Source organism: Escherichia sp. E4742 (assembly GCF_005843885.1).
Lineage (GTDB): Bacteria > Pseudomonadota > Gammaproteobacteria > Enterobacterales > Enterobacteriaceae > Escherichia.
The window spans coordinates 2230171-2250544 of the sequence record NZ_CP040443.1 but is presented as its reverse complement, the minus strand read 5'-3'; the positions used below and the strand labels follow the sequence as shown (position 1 = coordinate 2250544).

Annotated in this window: 18 protein-coding genes and 2 pseudogenes; 7 read left to right on the top strand and 13 right to left on the bottom strand. The window is 46.1% G+C overall.

The genetic code is table 11. The annotated features are described in order from the left end of the window. Positions 1-29 precede the first annotated feature (29 nt). From gpsA to FEM44_RS10995, 4 genes are all read right to left on the bottom strand, one after another. On the bottom strand, positions 30-1049 hold the full coding sequence (gene gpsA / locus FEM44_RS11010; protein ID WP_135523840.1) for an NAD(P)H-dependent glycerol-3-phosphate dehydrogenase: 1020 nt from the start codon (positions 1047-1049) through the stop codon (positions 30-32). Further along, positions 1049-1516, bottom strand: a complete 468-nt coding sequence (gene secB, locus FEM44_RS11005) for a protein-export chaperone SecB (RefSeq protein WP_130206686.1) — start codon at positions 1514-1516, stop codon at positions 1049-1051. The genes gpsA and secB overlap by 1 nt, the downstream gene beginning before the upstream one ends. Positions 1517-1578: 62 nt before the next feature. Further along, the gene (gene grxC, locus FEM44_RS11000; RefSeq protein WP_000024392.1) at positions 1579-1830 is read right to left on the bottom strand and encodes a glutaredoxin 3; all 252 of its coding nucleotides are present in this window, start codon (positions 1828-1830) and stop codon (positions 1579-1581) included. Positions 1831-1971: 141 nt separating this feature from the next. After that, the gene (locus tag FEM44_RS10995; RefSeq protein ID WP_001156181.1) at positions 1972-2403 is read right to left on the bottom strand and encodes a rhodanese-like domain-containing protein; all 432 of its coding nucleotides are present in this window, start codon (positions 2401-2403) and stop codon (positions 1972-1974) included. A 244-nt stretch (positions 2404-2647) separates the two neighbouring features. On the opposite strand from FEM44_RS10995, the gene gpmM reads away from it, so the two are divergent. The 3 genes from gpmM to FEM44_RS10980 are packed head-to-tail and all read left to right on the top strand — an operon-like array spanning position 2648 to position 6448. Next, positions 2648-4192, top strand: coding sequence for a 2,3-bisphosphoglycerate-independent phosphoglycerate mutase (gpmM, locus tag FEM44_RS10990; protein ID WP_064526112.1), 1545 nt, complete (start codon positions 2648-2650; stop codon positions 4190-4192). Positions 4193-4225: 33 nt separating this feature from the next. Further along, on the top strand, positions 4226-5485 hold the full coding sequence (gene envC / locus FEM44_RS10985) for a murein hydrolase activator EnvC (protein WP_001626259.1): 1260 nt from the start codon (positions 4226-4228) through the stop codon (positions 5483-5485). A 3-nt stretch (positions 5486-5488) separates the two neighbouring features. Further along, the gene (locus tag FEM44_RS10980; protein WP_138158990.1) at positions 5489-6448 is read left to right on the top strand and encodes a divergent polysaccharide deacetylase family protein; all 960 of its coding nucleotides are present in this window, start codon (positions 5489-5491) and stop codon (positions 6446-6448) included. On the opposite strand, the gene waaH is transcribed toward FEM44_RS10980, so the two are convergent. The 3 genes from waaH to kbl all read right to left on the bottom strand — a co-directional run bounded on the left by waaH (position 6435) and on the right by kbl (position 9943). Beyond that, positions 6435-7469, bottom strand: a complete 1035-nt coding sequence (gene waaH, locus FEM44_RS10975; RefSeq protein WP_135523839.1) for a UDP-glucuronate:LPS(HepIII) glycosyltransferase — start codon at positions 7467-7469, stop codon at positions 6435-6437. The two genes, FEM44_RS10980 and waaH, sit on opposite strands and share 14 nt — an antisense overlap. Positions 7470-7707: 238 nt before the next feature. Next, positions 7708-8733 carry an L-threonine 3-dehydrogenase gene (gene tdh / locus FEM44_RS10970; RefSeq protein ID WP_130206693.1) on the bottom strand — a complete coding sequence of 342 codons (1026 nt, stop codon included), beginning with the start codon at positions 8731-8733 and terminating at the stop codon, positions 7708-7710. 13 nt (positions 8734-8746) lie between these two features. Further along, positions 8747-9943: a glycine C-acetyltransferase gene (gene kbl / locus FEM44_RS10965; protein ID WP_135523838.1), complete on the bottom strand. Its 1197-nt coding sequence runs from the start codon at positions 9941-9943 to the stop codon at positions 8747-8749. Positions 9944-10156: 213 nt separating this feature from the next. Between kbl and rfaD the strand changes: the two genes are divergently transcribed. The 4 genes from rfaD to rfaL are packed head-to-tail and all read left to right on the top strand — an operon-like array spanning position 10157 to position 14359. Beyond that, positions 10157-11089 (top strand): ADP-glyceromanno-heptose 6-epimerase, encoded by a 933-nt coding sequence (gene rfaD, locus FEM44_RS10960; RefSeq protein WP_000587764.1) that lies wholly within the window; start codon positions 10157-10159, stop codon positions 11087-11089. A gap of 9 nt (positions 11090-11098) precedes the next feature. Then, entirely contained in the window at positions 11099-12145 is a 1047-nt protein-coding gene (gene rfaF, locus FEM44_RS10955) for an ADP-heptose--LPS heptosyltransferase RfaF (protein ID WP_135523837.1), read from the top strand. Positions 12146-12148: 3 nt separating this feature from the next. Continuing rightward, positions 12149-13108: a lipopolysaccharide heptosyltransferase RfaC gene (gene rfaC, locus FEM44_RS10950; protein WP_135523836.1), complete on the top strand. Its 960-nt coding sequence runs from the start codon at positions 12149-12151 to the stop codon at positions 13106-13108. 33 nt (positions 13109-13141) lie between these two features. Continuing rightward, positions 13142-14359, top strand: coding sequence for an O-antigen ligase RfaL (gene rfaL, locus FEM44_RS10945; RefSeq protein ID WP_138158988.1), 1218 nt, complete (start codon positions 13142-13144; stop codon positions 14357-14359). Positions 14360-14413: 54 nt separating this feature from the next. Here rfaL and FEM44_RS10940 read toward each other — a convergent pair whose 3' ends face one another. The 6 genes and pseudogenes from FEM44_RS10940 to waaB form a co-directional block, all read right to left on the bottom strand. Then, on the bottom strand, positions 14414-15556 hold the full coding sequence (locus FEM44_RS10940) for a lipopolysaccharide N-acetylglucosaminyltransferase (RefSeq protein ID WP_135523835.1): 1143 nt from the start codon (positions 15554-15556) through the stop codon (positions 14414-14416). Positions 15557-15626: 70 nt separating this feature from the next. Further along, positions 15627-16414, bottom strand: a pseudogene (gene waaZ, locus FEM44_RS10935) (3-deoxy-D-manno-oct-2-ulosonate III transferase WaaZ). Between the two features lie 74 nt (positions 16415-16488). Beyond that, positions 16489-17187, bottom strand: coding sequence for a lipopolysaccharide core heptose(II) kinase RfaY (gene rfaY, locus FEM44_RS10930; RefSeq protein WP_135523833.1), 699 nt, complete (start codon positions 17185-17187; stop codon positions 16489-16491). A gap of 10 nt (positions 17188-17197) precedes the next feature. Beyond that, a pseudogene (gene rfaJ, locus FEM44_RS10925) lies at positions 17198-18220 on the bottom strand (lipopolysaccharide 1,2-glucosyltransferase RfaJ). A gap of 39 nt (positions 18221-18259) precedes the next feature. Then, positions 18260-19279: a lipopolysaccharide 3-alpha-galactosyltransferase gene (waaO, locus tag FEM44_RS10920; protein ID WP_135523831.1), complete on the bottom strand. Its 1020-nt coding sequence runs from the start codon at positions 19277-19279 to the stop codon at positions 18260-18262. After that, on the bottom strand, positions 19279-20358 hold the full coding sequence (gene waaB, locus FEM44_RS10915) for a lipopolysaccharide 1,6-galactosyltransferase (protein ID WP_135523830.1): 1080 nt from the start codon (positions 20356-20358) through the stop codon (positions 19279-19281). Before waaB ends, waaO begins: the two co-directional genes overlap by 1 nt. Positions 20359-20374 lie beyond the last annotated feature (16 nt).

The following is a 20374-nucleotide window of genomic DNA, read 5'->3' as shown; positions in this document are numbered from 1 at the left end:
GTCATAGCGGTAACAAAGGTTCCCTGGGTTTAGTGGCGGCTCAGCTCGTCCTTGCGTGCACGACCTAGTAAAGTCAATGCTGCCTCGCGCGCGTTTTTTCCGCAATATAATACTTGATAAATTTCCTCGGTTATTGGCATTTCAACGCCGAAGCGATGTGCCAACTCGCGGACTTCTTTCGTATTGCGGTAGCCTTCCACCACCTGACCAATCTTCTCCTGCGCGCTTTGTACATCCATGCCCTGACCGAGCATCATGCCAAAACGGCGGTTACGCGACTGGTTGTCGGTACAGGTAAGCACCAGATCGCCCAGCCCCGCCATGCCCATAAAGGTGGCAGGATCGGCACCCAACGCCGCACCAAGACGCGACATCTCAGCCAGGCCACGGGTAATTAGCGCCGTTCGTGCATTCGCGCCAAAACCGATACCGTCGGACATCCCCGCGCCAATGGCAATGACGTTTTTCACCGCGCCACCAAGCTGCACGCCAATGAAATCCGGATTGCTGTAAACGCGGAAACTTTTGCCACAGTGCAGCAACTGCTGGAGATCATCAGCAAAGGTTTGATCGGTAGAAGCCAGCGAAATAGCCGTCGGTAAACCTGCCGCCAGTTCTTTCGCAAATGTTGGGCCAGAGATAACCGCTAGCGGAATTTGATCGCCTAACGCCTCACGCGCTACGTCCTGTAACAGACGCCCGGTTTCCGCTTCCAGTCCTTTTGTCGCCCACACCAGACGCGCATCAGAACGCATCAGCGGTTTAATCTGGCGCAGCACTTCACCAAAGACATGGCTGGGTACGACGACAAGAATATTACGGCTGGCTGCCAGCGCGGTGGCGAGATCGCTTTCAAGATGGAGCGTATCGGGAAAAGGCACATCGGGGAGAAACGCGGCGTTACAGCGGTCGCGTTCAAGCGTTGCGATATGTTCAGGGTCATGGCCCCAGAGGACAACCTCGTGGCCATTTCTTGCCAGGGTGATGGCAAGAGCGGTGCCGTACGAGCCGGCACCGATCACAGTCATTGAAGCATTACGTTGGTTCATCAGGCATCCTGATGTTCTTCAGTACCTTCGCCAGCCTGCTGCTGCAAATAGTTCATGAACAGCGCATCGAAGTTAACCGGCGCAAGGTTCAGTTGCGGGAATGTACCGCGGGATACCATGCTGGTGATGCATTCACGAGCATACGGGAACAGAATGTTCGGGCAGTATGCGCCCAGGCAATGTGCCAGCTGGGTGCCTTCGATACCCGCGATGGAGAAAATACCGCCCTGCTGAACTTCACACAGGAACGCAGTTTCTTCGCCCAGGGATGCCGTTACGGTAACACGCAGTACCACTTCGTAAACGTCATCTGCCAGTTGAGAAGATGCCGTATCCAGATCAAGTTTAACTTCTGGTTGCCAATCTTTCTGGAAAACGTGCGGCGCGTTCGGCGCTTCGAAAGAAATATCCTTGGTATAAATACGCTGGATCTGGAAAGTCATTTCGGTGTTGTTTTGTTCTGACATGTGTAGAAAACCCTTAAGTGTTGTCCTTAAATACTGCGCAATGTAATGCCAACGTTCACACGTTATTTCAGCAGGGGATCCAGTCCACCACGTGCATCCAATGCATACAAGTCATCACAGCCGCCAATGTGCTGTGCGTCAATAAAAATCTGGGGAACCGTGGTGCGACCGCTGCGTTTGATCATCTCTTCACGCTTGGCGGCGTTGCCATCGATCGGCAGCTCCTGAAAACTCACGCCCTTGCTGCTCAGCAGTGCTTTTGCACGATGGCAATACGGGCAGGTTTCTTTGGTATAGATTTCAACATTGGCCATAACTTAGCTCCTGTTTTTTTACCCTGAAATTTCATGTTACAGGGCGGCAGCAAAATGGAGTGTCCCCAGAAGCTTATAACAATAAGTCGCTGGGGGCATAATTGCAGCTAACGGCCTGCATCATGAAAGACGACAGGTAAATTATTTGCCGCGCACCAGAGGCAAGTTTTCGCCAGCCCAGCCAGCGACGCCTTCTTTCAGCACGAATACTTGCGCAAAACCAGCTTTCGTCAGTGCGTTTGCAGGCTCCTGGCACTGCATGCCAGAACCGTCTACCACGATAACCGGTTTGTCTTTGTGCTTCTCAAGCTCACCAACATTGTTGGCTTTGATTTCGCTCGGCAACAGATTGATAGAACCTGCGATATGGCCTTTACGGAAGTCATCACGCTGACGTAAATCCACAACCACCGCGTCTTCTTTGTTGATCAGACGCGTAGCTTCACCACGAGTAATCACCTTCACTTTCGAGGTCAGGCTCTTAAACGTAGTGACAAGAACCGCCACCAGTAACGCGATCCAGGCGATACTCAGTATGGGATGACGGCCAACAAATTGCATAATTTCTTGCATGGGGGGTAACAACTCCCGACGTAGTGATTAAAAAAACCAGGAAAGGAGTATACCTGCGCAGTGCGGCAAATACAGCCAGCGCGTTAACTGGAATGCAATTTTGCGGGGCGCTACGAAAAAAAATCGCAAATCTGGCATCGGCTTGCCGCGAGCGGTCGTATATTTTGATCTTCAGAGGCTATTTTATCGATTCAGCTGTAGTAAAATTACGCAAATTTTGACTCTTGAGTATGAGGTTGTCGCAATGTCGGTTTCTAAAAAACCTATGGTACTGGTGATTCTGGATGGCTATGGCTATCGCGAAGAACAGCAGGATAACGCCATTTTTAGTGCTAAAACCCCGGTAATGGATGCACTGTGGGCCAATCGTCCGCATACCCTGATCGACGCTTCCGGTCTGGAAGTCGGTCTGCCTGACCGTCAGATGGGTAACTCCGAAGTAGGCCACGTTAACCTGGGTGCCGGCCGCATCGTGTATCAGGACCTGACTCGTCTGGACGTTGAAATCAAAGATCGCGCTTTCTTCGCTAATCCGGTGCTGACTGGCGCGGTAGATAAAGCTAAGAACGCGGGCAAAGCAGTGCACATTATGGGTCTGCTCTCCGCAGGCGGTGTACACAGCCACGAAGATCACATCATGGCGATGGTAGAACTGGCAGCTGAACGCGGTGCAGAAAAAATCTACCTGCACGCATTCCTTGACGGTCGCGACACTCCGCCGCGCAGTGCTGAATCTTCGCTGAAAAAATTCGAAGAGAAATTTGCCGCACTGGGCAAAGGTCGCGTAGCGTCCATCATTGGTCGTTACTACGCCATGGACCGCGACAACCGTTGGGATCGCGTTGAAAAAGCTTATGACCTGCTGACTCTGGCGCAAGGTGAGTTCCAGGCCGATACTGCCGTTGCCGGTTTGCAGGCTGCTTATGCTCGCGACGAAAACGACGAATTCGTGAAAGCGACCGTTATTCGTGCAGAAGGTCAGCCAGACGCAGCAATGGAAGACGGCGACGCGCTGATTTTCATGAACTTCCGTGCTGACCGTGCGCGTGAAATCACTCGTGCATTCGTGAACGCTGATTTCGACGGCTTCGCGCGTAAGAAAGTGGTTAACGTCGATTTCGTGATGCTGACCGAATACGCCGCAGACATCAAAACCGCAGTGGCTTACCCACCGGCTTCCCTGGTTAACACCTTCGGCGAGTGGATGGCGAAAAACGACAAAACTCAGCTGCGTATTTCCGAAACTGAAAAATATGCTCACGTCACTTTCTTCTTTAACGGTGGTGTAGAAGAGTCGTTCAAAGGCGAAGACCGCATTCTGATCAACTCGCCGAAAGTCGCTACCTACGACCTGCAGCCGGAAATGAGCTCTGCAGAGCTGACCGAAAAACTGGTTGCGGCAATCAAGAGCGGCAAATACGACACCATTATCTGTAACTATCCGAACGGCGACATGGTAGGTCACACCGGGGTGATGGAAGCGGCGGTTAAAGCGGTAGAAGCGCTGGATCACTGTGTTGAAGAAGTGACAAAAGCCGTTGAGTCCGTGGGTGGACAACTGCTGATCACCGCTGACCACGGTAACGCTGAACAGATGCGCGATCCGGCAACGGGTCAGGCACACACGGCACACACCAACCTGCCAGTTCCGCTGATTTACGTTGGTGATAAGAACGTGAAAGCGGTTGAAGGCGGTAAACTTTCTGACATCGCCCCGACCATGTTGTCGCTGATGGGGATGGAAATCCCGCAAGAGATGACTGGTAAGCCGCTGTTCATCGTGGAATAATCCCTCCCCATGAGGGGAAAGGCGATTAATACCATGACACGGGCCACGAAACCGCGCAGGTTTGCAGTCAGGCCCATCATTTACGCCAGCGTTCTTAGCGCTGGCGTATTGTTGTGCACGTTTTCCGCCCACGCGGATGACCGCGACCAACTCAAGTCTATTCAGGCCGATATCGCCGCGAAAGAGCGCGCGGTACGCCAACAGCAGCAACAACGCTCAAGCCTGCTTGCTCAGCTGAAAAAGCAGGAAGAGGCGATCTCCGAAGCCACCCGCAAGCTGCGCGAAACGCAAAACACGCTCAATCAACTGAATAAACAGATTGATGAGATGAACGCGTCGATTGCCAAACTGGAGCAGCAAAAAGCCGCCCAGGAACGCAGCCTCGCCGCGCAACTGGATGCCGCGTTTCGTCAGGGTGAACATACCGGTATTCAGCTGATTCTCAGCGGTGAAGAAAGCCAGCGCGGTCAACGATTGCAGGCTTACTTCGGCTATCTCAACCAGGCGCGACAAGAAACCATCGCCCAGTTGAAGCAAACGCGTGAAGAAGTCGCCATGCAGCGTGCTGAACTGGAAGAGAAACAAAGCGAACAACAAACGCTGTTATATGAGCAGCGCGCCCAACAGGCGAAACTGACTCAGGCTCTGAACGAGCGTAAAAAGACGCTGGCAGGGCTGGAATCTTCCATCCAGCAAGGTCAGCAGCAGCTAAGTGAACTGCGTGCCAACGAATCCCGTCTGCGTAACAGCATTGCCCGTGCAGAAGCGGCAGCGAAGGCGCGTGCTGAACGTGAAGCGCGCGAAGCCCAGGCGGTTCGCGACCGTCAGAAAGAAGCGACGCGTAAAGGCACCACCTACAAACCGACTGAAAGCGAAAAATCGCTGATGTCCCGTACCGGTGGTCTGGGCGCACCGCGCGGTCAGGCATTCTGGCCGGTTCGCGGGCCAACGCTGCATCGCTATGGCGAACAGCTACAAGGAGAACTGCGTTGGAAAGGGATGGTTATCGGTGCTTCTGAAGGTACTGAAGTTAAAGCGATTGCCGACGGTCGGGTGATTCTGGCTGACTGGCTGCAAGGCTACGGTCTGGTGGTGGTGGTTGAGCACGGTAAAGGCGACATGAGTCTTTACGGCTATAATCAGAGCGCACTGGTGAGCGTTGGTTCGCAGGTTCGCGCGGGCCAGCCAATTGCACTGGTGGGCAGCAGTGGTGGTCAGGGTCGGCCTTCACTCTATTTCGAAATTCGCCGCCAGGGTCAGGCGGTCAATCCACAACCGTGGTTGGGAAGATAAGTTTTGTTTCCATTTCGTCGTAACGTTCTTGCATTTGCCGCGCTGTTGGCGCTCTCCTCCCCCGTAATTGCTGGCAAACTTGCCATCGTCATTGATGATTTTGGTTATCGCCCGCACAACGAAAACCAGGTGCTGGCGATGCCCTCCGCTATCTCCGTTGCGGTATTACCCGATTCACCGCACGCCAGAGAGATGGCGACCAAAGCGCATAACAGCGGTCACGAAGTGTTGATCCATCTGGCAATGGCACCATTGAGTAAACAGCCGCTGGAGAAAAACACGCTGCGCCCGGAGATGAGCAGCGACGAAATTGAGCGCATTATTCGTAGTGCGGTCAATAACGTTCCCTATGCCGTGGGGATCAACAACCACATGGGCAGCAAAATGACCTCTAACCTGTTTGGTATGCAGAAAGTGATGCAGGCGCTGGCGCGTTACAATCTTTACTTCCTCGACAGCGTAACCATCGGTAATACCCAGGCAATGCGCGCCGCACAAGGCACTGGCGTGAAGGTTATTAAACGGAAGGTGTTCCTCGACGATTCGCAAAATGAAGCGGATATTCGTGTACAGTTTAATCGTGCAATTGACCTGGCGCGTCGCAACGGTTCGACCATCGCCATTGGTCATCCACATCCCTCAACGGTACGCGTATTGCAACAAATGGTTTATAACCTGCCGCCAGACATTACGCTGGTGAAAGCCAGCAGCTTGCTGAATGAACCACAGGTCGATACATCTACACCGCCGAAAAATACTGTACCCAATGCACCGCGTAATCCGTTCCGTGGCGTGAAGCTGTGTAAACCGAAAAAACCGCTGGAGCCAGTTTATGCGAATCGCTTCTTTGAAGTATTAAGCGAAAGCATCAGCCAGAGCACGCTGATCGTTTACTTCCAGCATCAGTGGCAAGGCTGGGGCAAACAGCCCGAAGCGGCGAAGTTTAACGCTAGCGCAAATTAAAGGCGCTACGCGTAATGCGATGGTGCGATCGTGTTTTGTCGCGCCATTGCCATAAGCGGAAAGACCACAGTAATGCCTGATAACCCACCTTTACGCTGCGGACATTAGTAATCAAGCGTTTATACATGCCGGAAGTAAATATCTCAGCAATCATCCGTTGGCGGGTAATAATATCCGGCTCTTTGCGCACCGCATGGCAAACACGCAATGCTTCGTAAGTTATTTGCTGATGAAATTCCGGATAAATTGTAATTTTGTCAGCATAATTTCGATTTAATTTCTCCAGCAGGCGGGTAATCTTAATATAGTGACGTTGATAATTAAGGTTTTTATTCCCTTGTCTATTCAACCGACTCACTGATGTATTATGCAGATAATATTTATATAACGATTGCTCGGTATATCGCGCACGCAGCGCGTTAAACATAAATTCTGTTGTCCAGACAATATCCTGATGATGTAATCCGGTAATAAATTTAATGTTATTTTTTACAATAACATCGCGGCGATAAACCCCCATCCAGACAACGTGAGTCCAGCGGCGAGAAGAAAGTCCCATCCGCAGCCAGTCCGGGCCGGTTAATACGCCGGTTGAGCGTATGCGATCGGTGGGAATGGATTGCCAGGTTTCCCCCGTTTCACGAAAACACCAGTCAGCGTTGCACTGCGCCACATCGAGATCGTCCTCTAACGCCATGGTCATCAGCGTTTCGTACATGGTGGGATAGACTTCATCATCAGCATCGACAAAAGCAACATATTTGCCCGTCGCTGCCTCGATCCCGCGATTACGCGCCACCGATGCGCCAGCATTCGCCTGATGCAGCAAGCGAACATGTGGATGTTTTTCTGCGTAATGCTTTGCTATTTCAACAGAATTATCCGTTGATCCATCGTTAATAATAATAATTTCCAGAGCAGTCCAGGTTTGCGCAATTAAAGATTCCATGCAAGCGTTGAAATTATCTCCCGCATTATATAACGGGATAATAACACTTAGTTTATTGGTGCTGTTCATCATAAATTACCGACGACCTCTGAAGTTACCCTAACGTTGTACAGGCTTTGTATTAAGAAACCATTAAGCTTGTGAAATATTATTTTTACGGGTGAGAAAGTAACTTCAGGCTAGAGAGATAATGAAAGCAGCAATATAAGATAACAGCGCAATTACGATATCTTTATTACACTGACAGGTTTTTACATATTTAACAGATTATCCTCAGGAGAAAGGGCTGGAATACCAGCCCTTGTTCGTGTTAATCCCAGCTCAGAATAACTTTCCCGGACTGGCCCGAACGCATGGCATCAAAGCCTTTCTGGAAATCGTCGATGGAGAAACGATGGGTAATGATTGGCGAGAGATCCAGACCAGACTGAATCAGCGCCGCCATCTTGTACCAGGTTTCAAACATCTCACGACCGTAAATACCTTTAATGAACAGGCCTTTAAAGATCACTTTTGTCCAGTCGATAGACATATCAGACGGCGGGATACCCAGCATCGCAATACGACCACCGTGATTCATGGTGTCCAGCATCGTGCGAAACGCTGACGGCGCACCAGACATCTCCAGACCAACATCAAAGCCTTCAGTCATGCCCAGTTCTGCCATTACGTCGTTGAGATTCTCTTTCGCGACGTTAACCGCACGAGTGATGCCCATTTTGCGCGCCAGCCCCAGACGGTATTCGTTAACATCAGTGATCACCACGTTGCGTGCACCAACGTGTTTCGCTACAGCCGCGGCCATAATACCAATTGGGCCTGCACCAGAAACCAGAACATCTTCGCCGACCAGATCAAACGATAGCGCCGTATGCACCGCATTTCCGAACGGGTCAAAAATTGCGGCTAAGTCATCAGAGATATTGTCGGGGATTTTGAAGGCGTTGAATGCCGGGATCACCAGATATTCGGCGAAGCAGCCCGGGCGATTAACACCAACGCCTATCGTGTTGCGGCACAAATGGGTACGACCACCACGACAGTTGCGGCAATGACCACAGGTGATATGGCCTTCGCCAGAAACGCGATCGCCGATCTTGAAGCCTTTCACTTCCTGACCGATGCCAACCACCTCACCAACATATTCATGGCCTACAACCATCGGTACTGGGATGGTTTTTTGCGACCACTCATCCCAGTTATAGATGTGAACGTCAGTCCCGCAGATGGCTGTTTTACGGATTTTAATCAGCAGATCGTTATGTCCGAGTTCCGGTTCAGGAACGTCGGTCATCCAGATGCCCTCTTCCGCTTTCAGTTTGGATAACGCTTTCATCTCACATCCTCACTCAGGCGATTACGCCCAGTTGTTTACCAATACGCGTGAACGCTTCTACCGCACGCGTAATTTGCTCAGGGGTATGCGCCGCAGACATCTGAGTACGAATACGCGCCTGACCTTTCGGAACGACCGGATAGAAGAAACCGGTGACGTAAATGCCCTCTTTTTGCAGTTCACGGGCAAATTTTTGCGCCACTACAGCATCGCCAAGCATGACCGGAATAATGGCGTGATCAGCACCCGCCAGGGTAAAGCCCGCCGCCGACATCTGCTCACGGAACTGACGCGCGTTCGCCCACAGACGGTCACGAAGCTCACTGCCCGCTTCGACCATCTCCAGCACTTTAATGGAAGCAGCCACAATGGCAGGTGCCAGTGAGTTGGAGAACAGGTAAGGACGAGAACGCTGACGCAGCCACTCAACCACTTCTTTACGCGCTGCGGTGTAACCACCAGAAGCGCCGCCTAATGCTTTACCGAGCGTGCCGGTGATGATGTCAACACGGCCCATTACATCGCAATATTCATGAGAACCGCGGCCGTTTTCACCGACAAAACCGACCGCGTGGGAGTCATCAACCATCACCAAAGCGTCGTATTTATCCGCGAGATCGCAAACCCCTTTCAGGTTGGCAATTACGCCATCCATAGAAAACACGCCATCAGTGGCGATTAACACATGGCGCGCCCCGGATTCACGCGCTTCTTTCAGGCACGCTTCCAGCTCCCGCATATTGTTGTTGGCATAGCGATAGCGTTTGGCTTTGCACAGTCGCACACCGTCGATGATCGAGGCATGGTTCAGAGCATCGGAGATAATGGCGTCTTCCGCGCCCAGCAGCGTTTCAAACAGACCGCCGTTGGCATCAAAACAGGAAGAGTAGAGAATCGCATCTTCCATGCCGAGAAATGCTGCCAGTTTCTGCTCAAGCTCTTTATGGCTATCCTGGGTGCCGCAGATAAATCGCACCGAAGCCATGCCGAAACCGTGAGAATCCATTCCCGCTTTTGCCGCCGCAATCAGTTCCGGATGATTCGCCAGTCCGAGATAGTTATTGGCACAAAAGTTTATGACGTGACTTCCATCAGCCACAGTGATGTCTGCTTGCTGCGCAGACGTAATAATGCGTTCTTCTTTAAACAACCCTTCCGCCCTTGCGGTTTCCAGATCGTTAGTTAACTGCTGATAAAATTCTCCACGCATTGCGATTCTCCAGACAGGGCAATTTCCAGCACATATTACCCAAACTTATAGTTCGCGACGAGATGACGCGTTAACACTTCTGTAAAATTTAGAATAAATAACGTCCATCCCCCTCACTTTCGGCGAATGGCTGAAGCCAACGCCGTGTAGTGATATGATAGAAGTATTCGTGTCTGAGATTGTCTCTGACTCCATAATTCGAAGGTTACAGTTATGATCATCGTTACCGGCGGCGCGGGCTTTATCGGCAGCAACATCGTTAAGGCCCTGAATGATAAAGGCATCACCGATATTCTGGTGGTGGACAACCTGAAAGACGGCACCAAGTTTGTGAACCTGGTGGACCTGAACATCGCGGACTATATGGATAAGGAAGACTTCCTGATCCAGATTATGGCGGGCGAAGAGTTCGGCGATGTCGAAGCGATTTTCCACGAAGGCGCGTGCTCTTCCACTACCGAGTGGGACGGCAAGTATATGATGGATAACAACTATCAATACTCCAAAGAGCTGCTGCACTACTGTCTGGAGCGCGAAATCCCGTTCCTGTACGCCTCTTCCGCAGCCACTTACGGTGGCCGCACCTCCGACTTTATTGAATCCCGCGAATACGAAAAACCACTGAACGTATACGGTTATTCGAAGTTCCTGTTTGATGAATATGTTCGTCAAATCCTGCCTGAAGCGAACTCGCAGATTGTTGGCTTCCGCTATTTCAACGTTTATGGACCGCGTGAAGGCCATAAAGGCAGCATGGCGAGCGTCGCTTTCCATCTCAACACGCAACTTAACAACGGTGAATCACCGAAACTGTTCGAAGGTAGCGAGAACTTTAAACGCGACTTCGTCTACGTGGGCGACGTGGCTGATGTGAATCTGTGGTTCCTGGAAAATGGCGTTTCCGGCATCTTCAACCTCGGTACTGGTCGTGCGGAATCCTTCCAGGCAGTAGCCGACGCAACGCTTGCTTATCACAAGAAAGGTCAGATCGAATACATTCCGTTCCCGGATAAACTGAAAGGCCGCTATCAGGCGTTTACTCAGGCGGATCTGACTAATCTACGCGCTGCGGGTTACGACAAACCGTTCAAAACCGTTGCCGAAGGTGTAACGGAATATATGGCCTGGCTGAATCGCGACGCATAAGAGCTCTGCATGAAAATACTGGTGATCGGCCCGTCTTGGGTTGGCGACATGATGATGTCGCAAAGTCTCTATCGCACGCTCCAGGCGCGCTATCCCCAGGCGATAATCGACGTGATGGCACCGGCATGGTGCCGTCCATTATTATCGCGGATGCCGGAAGTTAACGAAGCTATCCCTATGCCTCTCGGTCACGGGGCGCTGGAAATCGGCGAACGCCGCAAACTGGGTCATAGTCTGCGTGAAAAGCGCTACGACCGCGCCTACGTCTTACCCAACTCCTTCAAATCCGCATTAGTGCCTTTCTTCGCGGGAATTCCTCATCGCACCGGCTGGCGTGGTGAAATGCGCTACGGTTTACTCAACGATGTGCGCGTGCTCGATAAAGAAGCCTGGCCGCTAATGGTAGAACGCTATGTCGCGCTGGCCTATGACAAAGGCGTGATGCGTACCGCACAAGATCTACCAAAACCGTTGTTATGGCCGCAATTGCAGGTGAGTGAAGGTGAAAAATCGTATACCTGTAACCAATTTTCGCTCTCATCAGAACGTCCGATGATTGGCTTTTGCCCGGGTGCGGAGTTTGGCCCGGCGAAACGCTGGCCACACTACCACTATGCAGAGCTGGCAAAACAGCTGATTGATGAAGGTTATCAGGTGGTTCTGTTTGGCTCTGCGAAAGATCATGAGGCGGGCAATGAGATTCTTGCCGCTTTGAATACCGAGCAGCAGGCATGGTGTCGGAACCTGGCGGGGGAAACACAGCTTGAGCAGGCAGTCATTTTGATTGCCGCCTGTAAAGCCATTGTCACTAACGATTCTGGCCTGATGCACGTTGCTGCGGCGCTCAATCGTCCACTGGTTGCTCTGTATGGGCCGAGCAGTCCGGACTTTACGCCGCCGCTTTCCCATAAAGCGCGCGTGATCCGCCTGATTACCGGCTATCACAAAGTGCGTAAAGGTGACGCTGCAGAGGGTTATCACCAGAGCTTGATCGACATTACTCCCCAGCGCGTATTGGAAGAAATCAACGCGCTATTGCTACAAGAGGAAGCCTGACGGATGCGGGTTCTGATCGTTAAAACATCGTCGATGGGCGATGTTCTCCATACGCTGCCCGCACTCACCGATGCACAGCAGGCAATCCCGGGGATTAAGTTTGATTGGGTGGTGGAAGAGGGATTCGCACAGATTCCTTCCTGGCACGCCGCCGTTGAGCGGGTTATTCCGGTGGCGATACGTCGCTGGCGCAAAGCCTGGTTCTCGGCCCCCATAAAAGCGGAACGGAAAGCGTTTCGTGAAGCCCTTCAGGCAGAAAACTATGACGCAATTATCGACGCCCAAGGGCTGGTAAAAAGCGCAGCGCTGGTGACACGTTTAGCACATGGCGTGAAGCATGGAATGGACTGGCAAACCGCTCGCGAGCCTTTAGCCAGCCTGTTTTACAATCGTAAGCATCATATTGCGAAACAGCAGCATGCTGTAGAACGTACCCGTGAACTGTTTGCAAAAAGCCTTGGGTATAGCAAACCGCAGGCCCAGGGCGATTATGCTATTGCGCAGCATTTCCTGACAAATCCACTACCGGATGTTGGGGAGTATGCTGTATTCCTTCATGCGACCACCCGCGATGATAAACACTGGCCGGAAGAGCACTGGCGAGAATTAATTGGTTTACTGGCAGGTTCAGGGATTCGAATTAAACTACCGTGGGGAGCACCGCATGAAGAAGAGCGGGCAAAAAGACTGGCGGAAGGCTTTGATTATGTCGACGTACTGCCGAAGATGACTCTGGAAGGCGTTGCCCGTGTGCTGGCTGGAGCTAAATTTGTTGTGTCAGTCGATACAGGATTAAGCCATTTAACTGCGGCACTCGATAAACCCAATATCACAGTTTATGGACCTACAGACCCGGGATTAATTGGCGGTTATGGGAAGAATCAGGTAGTTTGCATGGCACCGGATAAAGATCTTGCTCATCTGGCTGCAGAAACCGTATTTAAAAAAATCAATTCTGATTAACACGTTCTATATTATTAAGATGGTGGAGAAGCAATGTTAACAGCCTCGCTGGCGCTGCGTAATAAAGAGAACTGGAAACCATACTGGAATAAAGTATTGGTATCCCTCTTTATCGCAACCTTTTTCCTTGATGGTGTTACCCGTTATAAACATATCATATCTATACTAATGATTATTACGGTAATCTATCAAGTTTTTCGTGCTCCAGGAACATTTAAATCACTCTATAAAAATAATCTTTTTTATAGTGTCCTTGCACTGTCGCTCATTCTTTTATATGCCACTTTCATATCACCAGATCTGAAACTAAGCTTTAAAGAATTCAGTAACACGGTGCTTAAAGGTTTTTTTGCATATAGTTTACTTATACCCGCATTATTAAAAGATGAAGATAATGAAAGCATCGGTAAAGTTGTACTATACTCATTAGTTACCGGACTTGGGTTACGTTGCCTTGTTGAGATTATTCTTTATATTCAGGATTATAATAAAGGAATAATGCCATTTTCGACCTATGAACACCGTAGTATTTCCGACTCAATGGTGTTTCTATTTCCAGCATTATTAAACCTTTGGCTTATCAAGAAAACCTCTTATAAAATAGCATTCGTAATTTTTAGTGCAGTTTTCTTATTTCTGTTATTAGGAACGCTCTCGCGTGGTGCATGGCTGGCAGTATTCATAGTAACTCTACTATGGTTAATCTTAAATCGTCAGTGGAAATTATTGATGCTGGCCTCCATAATTATTACCGTCGCGGCAGCTTGTGTATTTACCTATAAAGTTGATAATGCCAACAAAGACAGACTTATTTATAAACTTCAACAAACTGACAGTTCTAATCGCTACACCAATGGCACTCAGGGTACGGCCTGGACATTAATAATGGAAAATCCGCTCAAGGGATATGGCTACGGAGATGATATTTACCATAGTATTTATAATAAACGCGTCGTAGATTTTCCATCCTGGATAAGCAAGCAATCTATTGGGCCACATAACATTATTTTGTCAATTTGGTTTGCAGCAGGATTAGCAGGGTTACTCGCTTTACTTTATCTGTATGTCTCTATTATCAAAGAAACAGCTAATGCAACATTAAAAAAAGTTGTGGTCACTCCTTATAATGGTCAATTACTACTATTTTTAACTCTTGTAGGTTTTTATATTATTCGAGGTAACTTTGAGGAAGTTGATCTTAAACCAATTGGCTTGATTGTTGGTTTACTGTTAGCAATGCGGAATAAATAAAAAAAAGCCTGCCTGAAGTTAATGTCAGGCAGGCTCTTCAAATCAAATAATTGTTTAACCAAACCAGTCTTGCATTTGTGCTTCAAAGCACTGAGTTACATGTTCCCAGCTATATTTTGAGAAAACAAAATTCCGGGCATTTTCAGCAAGTTGCTCTCTGTCAGCATCCGCTAAAACTCGCTTAATATCCGCGAGAATACTTTCAGATGTCATAGGCTCTGCAAGGTGATATCCTGTTATTCCTTCCAGAACAAACTCGTTTATCCCACCTTTTTGACTCGCAAGAACAGGTTTACCAGCCGCCATCGCTTCAACTGCTACCATGCAAAAAGCTTCTTCTACCTGGGAAGGAACAACAACTAAATCTGCTAAGCGATAATATTTATGCATCTGCTCCGGTGGCTGCCCACCCGCCATGATACATTGCGCGCCAATAGCTTTCGCTTCATCCAGAACCTTTTTCTGATATTCAGCTTTTTCACCTTTTTTACTGGCAAAAGGATCACCAACGATAACCAATTTAAGATTGTCTCGATCCTTACACAGCTTATTGAAAGCATCCATAAGCATCAGACAGCCTTTATCTGGCGATATCCTTCCTGCAAATAATAACACCGTATCATTCGCATCAATGTTAAACGTCTTCCTTAAATCTTCAGTATTGTCATGTGCATACGATTCAGAGCAAAAACCATTAGGCACAATAGCGATATCTGCATCAGGCATTTTTTCCGAATAGAAATCGAACAGAAACTGGCTGGGAACAATTATTTTTGCATTTTTGTCTAACTGCCCTGGTTCAAAAGCATTGTGAAGGTGCATGACTAGCTGCGCTTGAGGGCTTCTACTACGAATCTGTTTATACAGCTTCATACTATTGTGGATAACAATAACTGAGTCTTTCGGATCAGCATTTTTAGGTTGAGTATTTAAAACGCGCTGAGAATACGGCACAGGATCAAGTCGAGTCCATTTTTGGAAAAGTCGTTTATAGACTCGACTAAAACCAATGTAGTGAATATCACAATTATCATTTACTTTTGTGTAGGTCGGGTAACCGTCGTTTCGAATACAGGCGATAGTTGCTGGAATCGAAAGTCTTTTTGCGACCTGATAAATCCATGTTTCAACCGCTGCAGCGCCTTTTGGCGGTATAGAAAATATTGGTGTGACGGTAAATATTATTTTTTTAATCATTATTAAATAACCCCAATATTTTTATAAAATAACGTAAAGGTATAAAAGATATTAGCTTATTTTATCAAACTCAAGACTCTTCAATTTCTGATACTTTCATAAATGGAATAATATCATATTGAATCGCTGTATCATCAGACAAATTATAAATGTTAATATCTTCTACATTGTCACGCATAAAGCGGAAAAACGGTAATATTTTTAATAAATCTTTACTCAACTCCGAAGGCATAGGATTCTTATCTTCGTCATAAAAACGCGAACAACTACCCGTTAAATCCAGGCCGGAACAAATGACCCGCGCATACTTCAGTGAATATGCTATCTGGATTGCAGCAAAGGCAATAGTATGGCATGAGCAATAACCAAGACTAATGTCCTTGCAAAATCCAACCAGGCGGCCTTTTTTAGATAACGGTACAGAGATCAGCAGTTCTTTATGAATCTGTCTTAATATGTTGAATTTAATCTTCTTTATAAATCCACCTTTTTCTCTACGGTAAAATGACCGTAGTACGAGACAATTCTGGAGGATATAAAGTTTATCTTCTTCGGAGGCGTGTTCATAACGTCAACGTTTACGATGGTATAACGACTTCTCTGGCTAAAATTATAAAAATCATCACGACGCTGATGTAAAAAGCGAACATCTGTAAGTACATAAATAAATGGAATAATATTATGACTTAACAGATATTGCGCTGAACCATTGACAGCAATAATATCCTTTGCCCGTAATACCGACAAAGGCGTCTTTTGCGATGTGGGACCAGATAGAAAAATAATAACATCATCAGATGTTTTATTTTCAATCAGGTTTTCAACATCTTTTTTGTCAATGTATCGAATATTCTTCATGATAAACCTGTGAAATAAATAACTCCGTATAAAAATGACTACCGAAGACGCGTAATTGTGGGATATTTCTGCTTTTAGCGTGCTGGTTTTCCTTTCAAACGCCGCATAATATTGCGTATTTTTTTACGATAAACTAAAAGATAATAACCAAGATCCTTAATCTCATTTTTAATACCGTAATGACGCTCTAAATCAAGACGGTCTTTCGCTTTCCGCTGCGCTGAAGCACGTTTCCCGGAGAGATCAATAATTCGAACTTCACCATTTTTTATAATGAAGTTACCACGATGAGGATCACCAGAAACCATGCCATGTTGATGCAAGGCATTAATTGATTGCTGAATTTTATTTTTTAGCACATCATCAATATCGGGCATATCACACAACTCTATGCCATCAATATACTCGATGATCATGATATATGTATGAACAAATCGTAAGGTTTTTCGCTCTGCTAATAAATAAAAATCATTGAGAGTATGTAATCCTTCATTTCGTACTTTTTGGGTTTGTTCAAAAAGGCGTTCGTAATAATCTCCTTTTAATAGAGATTTTAAAAAACGCTCGTTACGTTTAATTTTTGGAGAAAATACCTTAAGCACCAACTTACCGTAATCGGTGTCAATAAGCATGACTTTTGTATCATCAATAGAACGAAACACTTTGATGATATTAATATTATAAGACAAAAAGTCATTTAATACATTGAGGTACTTTGAATTGTTTTCATCGGTAAAAACAACCAAGTCTTTGATCTTGCTCTTCTGAATCATAATAAACCAGTTAAATGTTATTACGGTAATATTTTCGGCAAAGATAACAGACTCCTGCTATAATTCCTGAGATATAATTATGCTGCACTAAAAGATGTTTATATCTTTTTTTAAATTCAATAATTGATTTTGCATCTCGTGGAGAGTCATCTTTCCATGGTGAATTTTCTAAAGCTATTTTATAGTATTTTACCGATGGATAAATTGCCCATTTGTGCCACGGTTTAGTTGCACCCTGTATAATGAATAAGCAGAGTACTTTCTGTAATCAGCTTTTTATAGTTTTGATGTGTTTTGTCTTTTAATTCACTTTTATTGTATAAATTGTATTGTACTCACGAGGCAAAAATATTGTTATCCCTTTCAGTAAGATATTCATAACATCCTGATCAGGGTATTTATAAACATTATCTTTACTCATAAGAATAGACAACGCTTTTTCTGTTAGATTTGCGTCAGCCCATTTTTTTAAGTCTAAATAAACGACGCCGGAATTAAAGTACTGCCCAAGTAATTCAGGATCAGACAACCTGGATACCGCCTTTTCCTGCATTGGCTCAACATCTTTAACAACAGCAGCAACCGCTCCGTTTAAATCCAGATGCAATAGTTGGCTAATATCGCCTTTACAAACAACATCTGCATCAAGATAAAGCAAACGATCAAGCGTTAAACCCAATAATTGAAATGCAAATAAACGGAAGTACATTGCTCTTGACCAGACCTGCGTACAAGGCAAGCACTGGAGCTTATCAGTGTTAATTCTATATAGCGTGATTCTTAATTGGTATTGCTCTGCAAGCTTTGCGACTTTTTGAAAAAAACCATCATTATAAACGTCAGCAATAATATAAAAATCAAGATTAATATGTCGATTGTTTAGAACAATTGATGTGATGGAAACACCTACACCATCAAGATAATTAGCATCGACACCATAGGCAACATTTAAACATTCAGAAGTATTTATATTAACTAGCCGATAATCCCAGGCTTTAACTTTATCTATCTCTATGGCAGGAAATGAGTCCACAATGCTACCCTTATATCATTACTTTATAGTTTCCCAGTTTTAATGCTTTATCTTTTCAATAAAATAAAAAAGATAATTGCTAAATCCTTTTAGATATCTATGCTTTTTAAGCATATGTTTTGCGCTATATCTTAATTGATTGCTATTGTTCGGTTTTAGCAACGCCGTACTCTTCCATGGCGAAGCATTTTTTGCCTCCATAAAGGCTTGTGATACAGGATAATCCCAGGCCCAATCATGCCAGGGCTTGGTTGGACCGATATAGTGGATAAAAATAGTATCGTTGGTTACTGGGTTTGTAAAACTTTCTTTGAGTTGATAGTTTAAGCTAAACTGGGTGTTATATTTTATATCAGCAAAAATAAGTCTGTCTGCCAGCAACATATTTAATACATCCTGATCAGGATGTGTTATTTTTTTGACTATTTCTGGATCATTTAGCATTGCAATGGCTCGTGCAGAAACCTGCTGAACAGCCCATTGGTCAGTATTAATCAATAAAAAACCGGAGTTAAAGTAACCTTTAGCAATTCCCGCAACACCTAACGAATGTGCGCGTTTTTCCCACCAGTCAGTTTGCCCTTCTGTAACAACCATTGCGACTTTATTGTCAGGAAATGAGAAATTAATTAGTGGCTCAATACTCCCCTGACAAATGATATCTGCATCCAGATAAAGGACTTTAGACGCCTTATTAATAAAGTAATCTGCAATAACAAAGCGAAAATATATTGCATGAGTCCAGTTCTTAGTGCTAGGCAATGAGCGGAGTCGATCAGCATTAATCAGATATATTTTAATTCTGGTTTTATACTGCAGCGCCAGGGCATCAAAATACTTACGATCATCATCACCAAAATAGTCAGTAAAAATATGGAAACACAATCGACTTCCTTCATTATACTTTAATATTGAAGCAATCGAAATTCCGCAACCAAATAGAAAATTTTTGTCAGTTCCATAAGCGATGTCCAGACAAAGATTTTCTGTTTCTACTTTATGATTATAATCAATAACTGAATTAAGAAACTCAGTTTCCTGGAAAAACACCTGCTGCATTATTTCCTCCGGGAAATAGCAGAAATAATTATCTTATGTAATCTATCGTAATACTTCGATTGGTAAAATTTATCGATCGACGCAGGAATTTTTTCATGTTCGATATAAATTTCACCTGCTATATATTTATTGAGAAGAGTTACAAAACCAGCAATATCTCCCGGTTGATACAGATGACCATTAACATCAGGTTGAATAATGTCAGCAGGCCCGGATACACAATCGGCGCTGATGCAAGGAATTCCCCATGACAAGGCTTCAAGTAGGGTCATTGGGAAACCTTCAAAAGATGATGTGAGTAATAACGCACTCACTTTTTTAATATCTTGCTGGACCAATTCCCAGGGATGTTGTTGCCAACCATACCAGACAATTCGATCATCAATATTTAATTCTCTACCATAAGCCTGGCATTTTTCGAAATCGGAACCATCCCCCAATACATGGAGTTTCCAGTTACCTTGCGCTTGTGATAAGCCATCAAGGAGGTCTTTAACCCGCTTCTGGCCCTCGAATTTCATACGCCCAACATAAATGAACGTTGCCGTTTCGCCTTCCTCAGGCGCTGGAATGACTGTGTCTTTAGCTTCGACTGGATTAAAAATAACATTTATCGTCGATTCTGGTACACCCCGATTAATCATTTGCTGTTTAATGCCAGAGCTGATTGCTAAATGATAGTCGGCACAGGTGATATATTCAGCATGTTTTTTGTGATCTAAAGAAAAATGCGGCCATGAAAATACTGGCACATCAATTCCTGATTTTTTACGTGCTTTGGCCGCATACAAACACGAGATAACGTCAATACAAATAACAACATCTGGCTGACAATCCTGAAGCCATTTGCTTAAAGCATGAATGTGTTTCGCCCGACGCAAAAAACCTAAGCGAATATTGGAAAATGAACACGAGTACTTAATACCTTCCAGCCATCCTTTATCCATTTTATCATTACGACAAAAGAAAAACATTTCACTATGGATATGTTGTTGCCTGAAGGTAGTAATAACATCACGAATGACTGTTTCCATGCCGCCAAATCCAGAAACAGCTTCGCCGATAAATGCTATTTTCATAATTATATTAATTTCC

Bases quoted from the DNA above. Each gene is read 5' to 3' on its own strand.
- waaO (WP_135523831.1), bottom strand. From the start codon at position 19,279: ATGCAGCAGGTGTTTTTCCAGGAAACTGAGTTTCTTAATTCAGTTATT.
- FEM44_RS10995 (WP_001156181.1), bottom strand. From the start codon at position 2,403: ATGCAAGAAATTATGCAATTTGTTGGCCGTCATCCCATACTGAGTATC.
- rfaC (WP_135523836.1), top strand. From the start codon at position 12,149: ATGCGGGTTCTGATCGTTAAAACATCGTCGATGGGCGATGTTCTCCAT.
- waaB (WP_135523830.1), bottom strand. From the start codon at position 20,358: ATGAAAATAGCATTTATCGGCGAAGCTGTTTCTGGATTTGGCGGCATG.
- gpsA (WP_135523840.1), bottom strand. From the start codon at position 1,049: ATGAACCAACGTAATGCTTCAATGACTGTGATCGGTGCCGGCTCGTAC.
- rfaY (WP_135523833.1), bottom strand. From the start codon at position 17,187: ATGATTCAGAAGAGCAAGATCAAAGACTTGGTTGTTTTTACCGATGAA.
- rfaF (WP_135523837.1), top strand. From the start codon at position 11,099: ATGAAAATACTGGTGATCGGCCCGTCTTGGGTTGGCGACATGATGATG.
- kbl (WP_135523838.1), bottom strand. From the start codon at position 9,943: ATGCGTGGAGAATTTTATCAGCAGTTAACTAACGATCTGGAAACCGCA.
- rfaD (WP_000587764.1), top strand. From the start codon at position 10,157: ATGATCATCGTTACCGGCGGCGCGGGCTTTATCGGCAGCAACATCGTT.
- tdh (WP_130206693.1), bottom strand. From the start codon at position 8,733: ATGAAAGCGTTATCCAAACTGAAAGCGGAAGAGGGCATCTGGATGACC.
- rfaL (WP_138158988.1), top strand. From the start codon at position 13,142: ATGTTAACAGCCTCGCTGGCGCTGCGTAATAAAGAGAACTGGAAACCA.
- envC (WP_001626259.1), top strand. From the start codon at position 4,226: ATGACACGGGCCACGAAACCGCGCAGGTTTGCAGTCAGGCCCATCATT.
- waaH (WP_135523839.1), bottom strand. From the start codon at position 7,469: ATGATGAACAGCACCAATAAACTAAGTGTTATTATCCCGTTATATAAT.
- gpmM (WP_064526112.1), top strand. From the start codon at position 2,648: ATGTCGGTTTCTAAAAAACCTATGGTACTGGTGATTCTGGATGGCTAT.
- grxC (WP_000024392.1), bottom strand. From the start codon at position 1,830: ATGGCCAATGTTGAAATCTATACCAAAGAAACCTGCCCGTATTGCCAT.
- FEM44_RS10940 (WP_135523835.1), bottom strand. From the start codon at position 15,556: ATGATTAAAAAAATAATATTTACCGTCACACCAATATTTTCTATACCG.
- secB (WP_130206686.1), bottom strand. From the start codon at position 1,516: ATGTCAGAACAAAACAACACCGAAATGACTTTCCAGATCCAGCGTATT.